At 70.9% G+C, this 11,239-nt stretch carries 9 protein-coding genes and 1 pseudogene; 4 read left to right on the top strand and 6 right to left on the bottom strand.

From position 1 onward, the window contains the following. Positions 1 to 40: 40 nt before the first annotated feature. Positions 41 to 475, top strand: a pseudogene (locus tag D187_RS57880) (polysaccharide deacetylase family protein); the annotation flags it as partial. A 236-nt stretch (positions 476 to 711) separates the two neighbouring features. Here the strand turns inward: D187_RS57880 and D187_RS17830 are convergent. Together D187_RS17830 and D187_RS17825 are read right to left on the bottom strand one after the other, a co-directional pair. Beyond that, positions 712 to 1,542: a pseudouridine synthase gene (locus D187_RS17830; protein WP_002626679.1), complete on the bottom strand. Its 831-nt coding sequence runs from the start codon at positions 1,540 to 1,542 to the stop codon at positions 712 to 714. Positions 1,543 to 1,566: 24 nt separating this feature from the next. Beyond that, positions 1,567 to 2,139, bottom strand: a complete 573-nt coding sequence (locus D187_RS17825) for a GNAT family N-acetyltransferase (protein WP_043430457.1) — start codon at positions 2,137 to 2,139, stop codon at positions 1,567 to 1,569. 147 nt (positions 2,140 to 2,286) lie between these two features. On the opposite strand from D187_RS17825, the gene D187_RS17820 reads away from it, so the two are divergent. Further along, positions 2,287 to 2,517, top strand: a complete 231-nt coding sequence (locus tag D187_RS17820) for a hypothetical protein (RefSeq protein WP_002626676.1) — start codon at positions 2,287 to 2,289, stop codon at positions 2,515 to 2,517. Continuing rightward, positions 2,514 to 3,224 carry a biliverdin-producing heme oxygenase gene (locus D187_RS50035; RefSeq protein WP_002626675.1) on the top strand — a complete coding sequence of 237 codons (711 nt, stop codon included), beginning with the start codon at positions 2,514 to 2,516 and terminating at the stop codon, positions 3,222 to 3,224. Before D187_RS17820 ends, D187_RS50035 begins: the two co-directional genes overlap by 4 nt. A 9-nt stretch (positions 3,225 to 3,233) precedes the next feature. Here D187_RS50035 and D187_RS17810 read toward each other — a convergent pair whose 3' ends face one another. Genes D187_RS17810 through xdhA form a run of 3 tightly spaced genes read right to left on the bottom strand, consistent with a single transcriptional unit; the run spans position 3,234 to position 8,044 of the window. Then, entirely contained in the window at positions 3,234 to 4,187 is a 954-nt protein-coding gene (locus D187_RS17810; protein WP_002626673.1) for an alpha/beta hydrolase, read from the bottom strand. Between the two features lie 30 nt (positions 4,188 to 4,217). Beyond that, the gene (gene xdhB / locus D187_RS57095) at positions 4,218 to 6,587 is read right to left on the bottom strand and encodes a xanthine dehydrogenase molybdopterin binding subunit (protein ID WP_002626671.1); all 2,370 of its coding nucleotides are present in this window, start codon (positions 6,585 to 6,587) and stop codon (positions 4,218 to 4,220) included. A gap of 5 nt (positions 6,588 to 6,592) precedes the next feature. Continuing rightward, the gene (gene xdhA, locus D187_RS57090) at positions 6,593 to 8,044 is read right to left on the bottom strand and encodes a xanthine dehydrogenase small subunit (protein ID WP_002626669.1); all 1,452 of its coding nucleotides are present in this window, start codon (positions 8,042 to 8,044) and stop codon (positions 6,593 to 6,595) included. 226 nt (positions 8,045 to 8,270) lie between these two features. Here xdhA and D187_RS17795 point away from each other — a divergent pair, with 226 nt between their 5' ends. After that, a complete protein-coding gene (locus D187_RS17795; protein WP_002626668.1) occupies positions 8,271 to 9,452 on the top strand; it encodes an AI-2E family transporter in 1,182 nt (393 codons plus the stop codon). Between the two features lie 84 nt (positions 9,453 to 9,536). Here the strand turns inward: D187_RS17795 and D187_RS51640 are convergent, their stop codons facing one another. Continuing rightward, on the bottom strand, positions 9,537 to 11,168 hold the full coding sequence (locus D187_RS51640; RefSeq protein WP_002626667.1) for an endonuclease/exonuclease/phosphatase family protein: 1,632 nt from the start codon (positions 11,166 to 11,168) through the stop codon (positions 9,537 to 9,539). Positions 11,169 to 11,239 lie beyond the last annotated feature (71 nt).

The raw sequence follows: 11,239 nt of genomic DNA, 5'->3' as shown, positions 1-11,239 counted from the left end.
GAGCGTGTCGCGGCGCGACTCCTGCAATGGGAGCGGACCCATGACGCGGAAACGATGGATGCGCTGGGTGATAGCAATACCACTGGGCGTGCTGGTCCTCCTGGCGGGCGCGTGGCAACTCTCACGGTCGTGGACATTCCAGGTGTTCGGCGAACTCCATGCCCGCGTGGACACCTCGGAGCGCGTCGTGGCGCTGACCTTCGATGATGGGCCGAAGCCCGGTCAGACGGAGGCCGTCCTCGACATCCTCCAGCGCCACGGCGTGAAGGCCACCTTCTTCCTGGTGGGGCAGAACCTCGAACGCCACCCGGAGCTCGCGGCCCGGGCCCTCGCCGAGGGACACGAGCTGGGCAACCACTCGTATTCGCACCACCGGCTCATCTTCAAGTCGCCGTCCTACGTGCGGCAGGAGATCGACAAGACGGACGCCCTGCTGCGCGCGGTGGGCGTCCAGGGAGACATCCTCTTCCGCGCCCCCTACGGCAAGAAGCTGCTCGTCCTTCCGTGGCTGCTCGCCCGCGGCCACCGCAAGGACATCCTCTTCGACGTGGTGCCCCGGGACGACGAGACCCAGGACGTGGCACTGCTCACCTCCCGCGTCATGGCCACCGTGCGGCCCGGCTCCATCCTCCTGTTCCACGATGGGGGCCGCGACAAGCCGGGCACCCTCCAGGCCGTGGACCTCGTCCTGGAGAAGCTCCGCGCCCAGGGCTACCGCTTCGTGACCGTGTCCGAGCTGCTCGCGCTCCCCGGTGCGAAGCCGAGCCCCTCCGCCACCTCGGACTCCGACAGCTCGCGCCAGCCTCCCGCCTGCACGTTCAGGGACACCTGACCCACCGCCTCGCGGTGCAGCTCGCGCACCGGGTGCCCTACCGCCGCGAGCATCCGCTTCACCTGATGGTGCCGGCCCTCCGTGAGCACCAGCTCCACGCACCCGGGAGCGCGCAACCGCGCCTCGGCCGGCCGCGTCGGACCGTCGTCGAGCACGAGCCCCTCGCGCAGCCGATGGAGCGCGGCCTCCGAGGGCAGGCCCTCCACCCCCGCCACGTAGCGCTTGGGCAGGTGCGTCTCCGGCGACGTCGCGTGCGCCACCAGCCGCTCCTCGTTGGTGAAGAGCAGCAGGCCCGTGGTGTCACGGTCCAACCGCCCCACCGCGTACCACTCGTAGCCCCGCAGCTCCGGCGGGAGCACGTCCCGCAGCCGCTCGAAGACGGTCCCCACGCCCTCGGGATCGCTGCCGTGCACCACCACGCCCGCCGGCTTGTGGAACATCAGCACCCGCGTCCGCGCCCCCAGCGCGCACGGCCGCCCGTCCAGCCGGACCTCGCCGCGCGCATGCACCGGCGCGAAGGGATCCCGCTCCACCCGCCCGTCCACCTCCACCCGCCCCTCGCGAATGGCCCGCTCCGCCTCCACCCGGGGCAACACCCCCGCCCGGCCCAACGCCCGGGCCAGCCACTCCGCGCGCTCTCCCTCGGGCACCGGCGCCTGACGCCGGCGCGCGGCCTCCAACCACCGGGGCACCTTCGGCTTCCTCGCCATGCGCGCGCTCCCCTCCTCCTGCCGCTACCCGCCCACGCGGGCCGCCGCCCGGGCCCGCCACTCATGGTCCAGCACCGCGTAGATGAGCGAGTCACACCACTCGCCCTTGATGAAGGCGTTCTCCCGGAAGTGCGCCTCGCGGCGCATGCCCAGCTTCTCCATCACCCGGAAGGAGCCGGGATTGCGCGGATCGCAGTCGCCGAACATGCGGTGCAGGCCCAGCGGGCCGAAGGCGAAGTCCAGCAGCGCTCCAGCGGCCTCGGTGATGTAGCCCCGGCCCCACTCGGAGCGATGGAGGATGTACCAGAGCGTGCCCTCGCGCTGCTCGGCATCGGTGATGCGCATGCCGCAGCGCCCGATGAGCCGCCCCCCCTCGCGCGTCACCACCGCCAGGTCATACACCCGCCGGGGCGTCTCGAGCGCCAGGGCCCTCACGCGGCGGATGTAGTCCCGGCTCTCCTCCGGCGTGCGCACGTCATGGAACTGGTAGCGCATCACCTCGGGGTCGGACTCGTAGGGGTGGGTGGCGCGCCAGTCCTCTTCCTCGAACTCGCGCAGCAACAGCCGGGACGTGGTCAGCGGAGCGGTCAGCAACATGGGCACAAGCTGACACGCCCGCCCCTCCGGGGAGAAGCCCCGTTCACACTCGCGCGCGCGGGCCATTGACTCCACCCCCGTTCCGGTGCATCTTGATTTTGAAATTAATAATCAGAATCAACAACGGCGAAAGCCGAGGAGAACCGCATGTCCCCGCCCACCTGCTGCCGCACCCTCCTGGCCCGTGGACCCAGCGCGGAAGTGGCGCGCTGCTCGTGCGGGCACATCCACTTGAGCCTCGGGCCGATGACGATCCGCCTGGACGCGGACACGCTGCATGCGACGTGGCACACCATCGGCGACGCGCTGCGAGCCCTGGCGGGTGTGACGGAGAAGGAGGCCGCGCCGGTGACGCCCTCCAGCGAGTGGAAGCAATGAGCCCCCTGACGGAGTTGCTGCGGCGGGCCACCGCCGAGGAGCTGCGCGCGGTGGCGGGGACGGCGTTCGCCCGGAGGCTCGCGCGTGGAACGCTGGAGCGCGGCGCCTATGTGCGCTGGCTGTCCTGCCTCCAGGCCATCTACGCGGAGCTGGAGTGGGCCCTCATGTGGCACCGCCAGCACCCGGTGGTGGGCCCGCTGTGCCTGCCCGAGCTGTGGTGCAACGAGCTGCTGCAGGACGACCTGCGCGCCCTGCTGGGCCCGGGCTGGTACGCGAGCGCGCGCCGCCAGGACGCGGCCCCCACCGTGGAGCGGCTGGGGCTGCTGTGCGACGAGGCGCCGGAGTTGCTCGCCGCGCATGCCTGGGCGCTCTACGCGACGGCGCTGCCCGGACAGGGACAGACAGGCGGCGGCCTCGCCCGGGCACTCGGACTGCGGGGCTCGACGGGGACGGTCTTCCTGCGCCACGCCACCCACCTGGATGGCGAGGCCTACCGCGCGCACCTGCTCGACACGTTGGATCAGCTGACCCTGAGCGCGAGCGCGCGCGAGGCGCTCCTCCACGAGTCCTCGCGCGCGGTACGAAGCGTGTATGCGCTCTTCGAGGTGCTGGGCCGCGGCCTGCCCCAGGAGAGGCAAGCGCGCGAGGAGAGCCGAAGCGGGTGGCTCCAGTCCCTCACGCCCCTGCGCGGCGCGTTCGGGGCCTAGCCTCGTCCGTCAGGCGCGCGACAACGCGCGCCGCAGCGCCTCCGTGGCATCGTGATGCGCCCGCGTTCCCAAGCGGCTCTGGGCGAACACATCGAAGCCATGGAATCCGCCCGGGTACACGTGCAACTCGACGGGCACCCCCGCGCTCGCCAGCCGGCGCGCGTACTCGAGGTCCTCCTCGAAGAAGAGATCCAACGAGCCCACGTTGAGGAAGGTGGGCGGCAGGCCCGTGAGCTTCTCGGCCCGGGCGGGCGAGGCGTAGGGAGAGATGCCCTCGCCTCCTGGCTCGCGGCCGAGCAGGCTCGTCCACCCGAAGCGATTCGCGGCCCGCGTCCACACGAACTCGCCCAGCAGGGGAGACGTCTCCCGGACGACCGTCCGGTCATCCAGCATGGGGTATTGGAGCCACTGGAAGATGATGGAGATTTCTCCCCGGTCACGCGCGAGCAGTCCCAGCGCCGCGGCGAGCCCACCGCCCGCGCTCTCGCCGCCAATGGCGATCCTCCGCGTGTCCACGCCCAGCCCGTCGGCATTCGCATGCAGCCACTTGAGCGCGGCGTAACAGTCCTCGACCGGGCCCGGGAAGGGAGTCTCGGGCGCCAGGCGGTAGTCGACCGAGACGATGACGCAATCGAGTTGCTTCGCGAGCAGCGCGTTGCGCGCGCCCGACATCTCGGGCAAGCCCATGACGTAGCCACCTCCGTGGATGTGCAGCAGCGCGGGCCGCCGCTCCCCCGCCGCCCGAGGCCTGAACACGAGGACACGGACCTCGGGTGCTCCCGCTGGACCCGGAACGCGGCGCTCGAGGGTCTCCACCTCGGGAACCTCCGGCTTGGGCGAGGAGAGAAACAACTGGGCCGCCGTCTGCCGCTGCTCGGCCAGCGTCTCGCGCGCCAGCGTCATCACGGGAAACGAGTCCAGCAGGGGCAACAGCTCGGGATCAACCAGGTGTCTGGACGACATGGGCTCCTCGGGGGTGGAGAGAGCCCTTGTCTAACTGGCCGCCCTCACCGCCGCCACCGCACGGAGGATGGCCTCGGGCGTGGCGGGCGAGGCGAGTGACACCGGGGTGCGTGGAGGACCGAAGGCGGCGATGGCCTGGCGCAGCGCCGTCACCACCCCCAGGGCCAGCATGAAGGGGGGCTCTCCCACCGCCTTGCTGCCATGAATCGTGTTGTCCTGGGGCGCACGCTCCAGCAGGTGGACGCGGAAGTCCTCGGGCGCGTCCCCCACCGCCGGAATCTTGTACGTGTCCGGCGAGTGCGTGACGAGCCGACCCTTCGCGTCGAAGAGCACCTCCTCGCTCGTGAGCCAGCCCAGGCCCTGGATGAAGCCGCCCTCCACCTGGCCCCGATCGATGCTCGGCACGAGCGAGGTGCCCACGTCCTCCAGCACGTCCACGCGGCGCACCCGGTGCTCACCGGTGAGGCCACTCACCTCCACCTCCACCACCGCGGAGCCAAAGGCATAGTAGTGGAACGGCTTGCCGCGCCCCGTCGAGCGGTCATACGTGATGTCCGGAGTGGCGTAGTACCCCGTGGCCGACAGGGAGACGCGATCCAGGTAGGCGGCATGGACCACCTCGGCGAAGCGCACCGTGCGCAGGGGACGCGCGGCGTGGAACACCTGGCCCCCGGAGAACGCGATCGCCGCCAGGTCCCCGAGCGACTCCAGCTTCAACAACCGCGCGGCCACCGGGCGCAGCCGCTCGCGAATCACCTCGCACGCCTGCTTCACCGCCTGGCCATTGAGGTCCGAGCCACTGGAGGCCGCCGTCGCGGAGGTGTTGGGCACCTTGTCCGTGGCGGTGTGCATCACCCGGACGCGCTCGGGGAGCACGCCCAGCTCGTGCGCGCACACGGCCCGCATCTTCGTGTGCAACCCCTGCCCCATCTCCGTGCCGCCATGGTTGAGCTGCACGCTGCCATCCGTGAACACCGACACCAGCGCCCCGGCCTGATTGAGGAAGCCCGTGGTGAAGGAGATGCCGAACTTCACCGGCTGGAAGCCGATGCCCCGCTTCGTCCAGCGCGAGGCGGCATTGAAGGCCTCGATCTCCGCGCGGCGCCGGGCGTAGTCGCTGGAGGCCATGAGCTCCGAGTGCAGCCGCGACAGGCGGTTGCCCACCACCGCCTGGCCATACGGGGCGAGGTGGTGCGGGGCGTCGCGGTAGTAGTTGCGCTCGCGCACGCTGGCGGGATCCAAGCCGAGCCGTTCGGCGGCGTGGTTGAGCACCTCCTCCATCACGAACATGCCCTGGGGCCCACCGAAGCCGCGGAAGGCCGTGTTGGAGGGCAGGTTCGTGCGCGCCACCCGGCCGGTGAACTCGAGCTCCGGAACGAAGTACGCGTTGTCCAGGTGGAAGAGCGCCCGATCGAGGATCGCCCGCGACAGGTCCGTGCTCCACCCACCATCGGAGACGAGCTCCACCACGAGCGCGAGCAGCCGCCCCGTCTCATCGAAGCCCGCGTCGTAGCGGCCCCAGAAGGGGTGGCGCTTGCCGGTGCGCGCCATGTCCTCGTCCCGGTTGAGCCACACCTTCACCGGCCGGCCCGTGGCCCGCGCGCCCAGGGCCGCCAGGCACGCGAAGGGCGCCGCCTGCGTCTCCTTGCCGCCGAAGGCTCCGCCCATGCGCGGCACCTCCACCACCACCTGGTGCCGCCCCGTGCCGAGGACCTCCGCCACCAGCGTCTGCACCTCGGTGGGGTGCTGGGTGGAACACCACAGGTGGACCGCGCCGTCCTCGCCCGGCACCGCGAGCGTCACCTGCGTCTCCAGGTAGAAGTGATCCTGTGCCCCCGTCATGCACTCGCCGGACAGACGTACCGGCGCGGCGGCGAGCGCGTCCCGTGGCGCGCCCCGGCGGATGACGTGCGGCTCCGACAGGAAGGCCCCCGCCTCCACCGCCGCCTTCACCGAGAGCAACGCGGGCAGCGGCTCGTACTCCACCTCCACCAGCGCGGCGGCCCGGCGGGCGACGCTCGCCCCCTCCGCCAACACCAGCGCCACCGTCTGCCCGACGAAGTGCACCTCGCCGTCGGCCAGCAGGGGCTCGTCCTGGATGACGGGGCCCACCTGGTTGTGACCGGGAATGTCCCCGGCCACGAGCACCGCGACCACGCCGGGCAGGGCCCGGGCCTTCGTGGCGTCCACCCGCAGCAGGCGCGCGTGCGCGTGGGGCGAGGTGACCAGGTGCCCCGTCAACAGGCCGCGCGGCTCCGGCATGTCATCCACGTAGAGCGCCTCACCGCTCGTGTGGCGCAGGCCGCTCTCGTGCGGAGCCGGGGCATGCAGGGGCGAGCGGGCCGGCACTCCCTCGGGGGTGGAGGCGAAATCGGGGGAAGACGAAGGAAGCGAACTCATCCGGATCACCTCACCTGAACCGTGGCCGAGTGACGCTCCGCGAGCCGGGGCAGCGGCGTGGAGAGCGTTTCATGGAAGAAGCCGCGCAGGAGGTTCTCGGCCAGCTGCGCGCGGTACCACGCCGAGCCGCGATGATCCGACAGCGGCTGGAAGTCCTCCCGCAGCCGGGGCAGCGCCTGCTCCACGCTGGCCTCCGTCCAGGGCTGGCCCACCAACGCGGCCTCGGTGCGCCGGGCCCGCGCGGGCGTGGCCGCCATGCCGCCATAGGCCAGCCGCGCCTCGGCCACCTTGCCCTCCCCGTCCACCACCACCCGGAAGCCCGCGGACACGCTGCTGATGTCCGCCTCGCGCCGCTTGGACACCTTGTACGCCAGGGAGCGCGCCCCCTCGGGCTGCGCCGGCACGTCCACGCACGCGAGCACCTCGCCCGCCGCGAGCGCCGTGCGCCGGTAGCCCACGAAGAAGTCCTCCAACGGCAGCCGCCGCTCCCCCGCGCGCGAGCGCAACACCACCTCGGCCCCGAGCGCGAGCAGCACCGGCGCCATGTCCCCAATGGGCGAGGCGGTGCACAGGTTGCCACCCACCGTCGCGCGGTTCTTGATCTGCCGCGAGCCGAAGTAGCGCAGCATGCGCTCGAGCGGCGGGCTCACCGCGCGCGCGTAGTCCTCCACGTCCGTCAGCCGCACCGTGGCGCCCAGCCGGTGTCCCCCGCCGCGCGGCTCCAGCACGCGCAGCTCCGGCACGGCCTCCAGCGACACCAGGAGCGGAGGCTCGGCGTAGCGCTTGGTCACCTCCAGCGACAGGTCCGTCCCCCCCACCACGAAGCGCGCCGTGGGGTGCTTGTCCAGCACGTCCCAGAGCGCCTCCAGCGAGTCCGGGGTGAAGAAGCGCTGGGCACCCGCCTCGTATGCCAGCGCCATGGGCTCGGGCTGCGTCTCGGCGAGCGCCCGGGCGAAGCGATCCCCGGGGCGCAGGCCGGCCACCTCGCGCACGGCCTCCCGGATGGGCCGGTAGCCCGTGCACCGGCAGAGGTTGCCACACATCTGCGCGTCCAGCTTCCAGGGCTCGTCCAGGTCGCGGCGGTGACAGGCCTCCAGCATCGACATGGCGATGCCCGGCGTGCAGTAGCCGCACTGAGAGCCGAGCGTGCGCGCCAGCGTCTCCTGGACGACATGGTACTTGCCGCCCTCGCGCAGGGCCTCCACCGTGTAGACGCGCTTGCCCTGCACCATGGGCAAGAGCAGCAGGCACGCGTTCACCGCGCGCAGGATGGGCGCCCCCTGGCCATCCTGCTCCAGAATGGCCACCGAGCAGGCACCACAATCCCCCTCGGCGCAGCCCTCCTTGGTGCCCGTGAGGTGCACCCGGTCGCGCAGGTAGCGCAACAACGTGGTGGTGGGCGAGATCCCCGTCTCCTCGATGGAGCGGTCGTTCAAGAAGAAGCGCAGGCGTTCCATGGGCCTCCTGGAGGTCCCCGCCGGGCGGGCCGGGAGAGCGAGCCTACTACGGCGCGCGGGCACAACCCCCTTCGCACCTCCCGTCATGAATGACCGGAGGTGAACGCTCCAGCCACCGGTTCGAGGAAGCACGGAGAGTGGAAGCCCGCTGGACAACCAGACACAACGAGCCATGGGATGACACCCACCCCTACCGCGCGACGCGGACCATTCGCATTGTGCTGTCATGGCCACCGAACAAGGAGCCCGCCGCGTCTTCATCGGGCTCATCCTGCTGTCCATCGCCCTGGTGGGGCTCATCGCGCGCCCCTTCTTCGAAGCGTTCTTCCTGGCCGCGGTGCTGGCGGGTGCCTTCAATAGCCTGCAGAACTGGCTGACGCGGCACTTCCGGGGCCGGCGGGGGCTCGCCGCGGGCGTCATCGTGGTGGGCATCATCGTGGCGCTGCTCTCGCCCATCGCCGCCCTCACCGCCTTCATCGTCTCCGAGGTCATCAAGGGGGTGAACTTCATCACCGGGGTGATCAACCAGCGGGGCCTGGAGGGTCTGCTGACCTATGTGCCCGAGTCCCTGCGGGGAACCGCCACGCGCATGCTCGACCGCTTCCAGACGGAGAGCGCCAGCGTGTGGCAGACCGTGCAGGATCACGTGTCGGCCCAGGGCGCCGCGGCGGCCCAGACGGTGGGCGGAGTGGTGATGGCCACCGGAAGCGTGGCGCTCCAGGTGACGATGATGCTCATCGCGCTCTACTTCCTGCTCGTGGATGGGGAGAAGCTCGTCGCGTGGGTGGAGAGCGTGTCGCCGCTGCGGCGCGGGCAGACGACGGAATTGCTCACCGAGTTCCGCCGCGTCACCCGCTCGGTGCTGACGTCCACCCTGGCCACCGCGGGGGTGCAGGCGTTGGCGGCGCTGGTGGGCTACCTCATCGCCCGCGTGCCGGTGCCCGTCTTCTTCGCGGCGGTGACGTTCTTCTTCGCCCTCATTCCAGCCATCGGCGGCGCCGCGGTGTGCATCGTCGCCGCCCTGCTGCTGCTCGCCACGGGCCATCCCGCCATGGCCATCTTCCTGGCCGCCTGGGGCGTCGTCGTGGTGGGCCTGTCCGACAATGTCGTCAAGCCACTGCTGGCCAAGCGCGGCATGAACATGCACGGAGCCCTGGTCTTCTTCTCGCTGCTCGGAGGCCTCGCCGCCTTCGGCGCCATCGGCCTCTTGCTCGGGCCGCTCATCCTGGCCTTCTTCCTCGCCGTGGTGCGCATCTACGAGCGCGACTACGGCCGGCCCAATGAGCGCCCCGGCGCGCCGCCCACGCCGCCCAGCACGAACAACGCGCCCACGCTGGCCGAGGGCGAGGAGTGGGAGGCCTCCGAGGCCCACTTCCACCACGTGTCCGAGGACACGCGCTCCCACTGAGGCCGCTCGCGCGCGCTTCATCCAGGGCTCCCGGACGCGACGCCTGTCGCCCGGGAGCCCTCGTGCGTGCGGGGGGAGACGGGACTACGGCTGCACGCCCGCGCCGCTCACGTTGAGCGTGTAGCCACCCGTCGCGCCCGCGTAGCCCACCACCTTCACGTAGTAGATGCCCGGGGCGCTGGCGGAGAAGGTGCCCACCTCGGGGTTGCTCATGGTGGCGCTGGAGGCCGCGGAGAAGAGCAGATCGGACGCGGAGTACACGGACCAGTCCAGGTCCTGCGCGCCGGGCATGCTCAGCATCACCTTGACGCTGCCCGCCGTGGTCACGTTGAAGGCGAACCAGTCCACGTCCGCGCTGGTGGACAAGGCGCCGCTCACGTTCTTGTCCGCCCCCACCCGGCCACTGGCGGTCGCCGCGGAGTTGTTGCCCTCGGTCTCCTGGGTGATGGTGGCGCGCGTGTCCTGGGGCGAAGTGCTGGTGATCGCGAAGTCGGCGTCGCTCGTGTCGGCGACGGCCGCCGCGGAGGCATCACTCACGCGCACGCGCGCCTTCGTGGTCGCCGACGCCGGCACCTGCCAGGTGTAGCCCCCTTCCGCGGCGGGGATGCTCTCGGAGATGACGTTCCAGGTGCTCCCATCCGTCGTGTACTCGAGCTTCACGTGGGAGGTCTCGCTCGCCGTCCAGGCGATGGAGTGGGTGCTGCCCGCGCTCCAGCTCTCGCCTCCGTTGGGAACCACCACCGTCAAGCGTCCCGTGGGAACCGGAGTGGTGTCATCCGCCGGCACGAGGAAGTCCTTGATGACGGCCATGTGCTGCATGTTGCTGGAGCCGCTGTCTCCGCTCTGCGCGGGAGCGATCTCCTCGATGGGCGAGTACACACGCGTATCCACGACGAGGCCCGCGCTGAAGGAGCTGGCACCGATGACGGTGGCCGTCTGGTAGGCACGCAGGTTGTTGCTCACCAACACGTTGTCATACGGCTTGGCGCGGCTGGCATTGGTGCCCTCCTTGTTGTCCTGAGCCACCGGGTGGGGGCCACTCGGCGACACCACGGCGGAGAAGGTGGAGAAGCACGACTCGCTCCGATTGTCGGTGTTGTAGTCACCGGCGATGGCGAGGAAGTCCCCCGCGGGCACATGCTGCTGGATGTAACCGACGAGCTCTTTCGCCTCCGTGTTGCGCGTGCCGCTGTCCGCGGTGAGCAGGTGCACGCTCACCACCCAGAGATCCTTGGGCCCGGGGATGTCGAGGCGCGCCCAGGCGAAGTCCCGGTCGGGTGCCCTCGAATCCTCCCACTCGCCCGCGTCGAGGATGGGATAGCGGCTGATGACGCCATTGGGAATGCCTCCCGACTGCGGCTCCCGGTAGTAGTAGAAGTTCGAGCCGAAGGCGGTGTCGACGAAAGCGCGGAGGTCGACGGCGGAGTTGGTGCCGTACTTGAACTCCTGGATCATCACCACGTCGGGCTTCGTTCCCTGGAAGATGCGGATGCCGTGGCCCGGGTCATAGCTCTGGTTGTTGCCGCTCGTGATGTTGGCGGCCATCAGCCGGATCCGCGCCTCTCCCAGCACCTCGCCCTGGGAGGACAGCTCTCGAGCCTCCTTCGCCTGCGGGGCGCTTCCCTGCCCACACGCGGCGAGAGACAGAGACAGCAGGGAACAGAGCAACCAGCGGCCCGCACGGGCGGGCGTCGGAGAGGAGGAGCGCAGTGGCATCGCGTGCTTCCTGCCCGCGAGGGACGCGGGCGGTGAGGGACGGGAGCACTTTTAGTCCATCGTCCCCGCTC

It is taken from the genome of Cystobacter fuscus DSM 2262 (assembly GCF_000335475.2).
Lineage (GTDB): Bacteria > Myxococcota > Myxococcia > Myxococcales > Myxococcaceae > Cystobacter > Cystobacter fuscus.
Note: the sequence above shows the minus strand (reverse complement) of the source record. Positions and strands in the feature narration are given on the sequence as shown.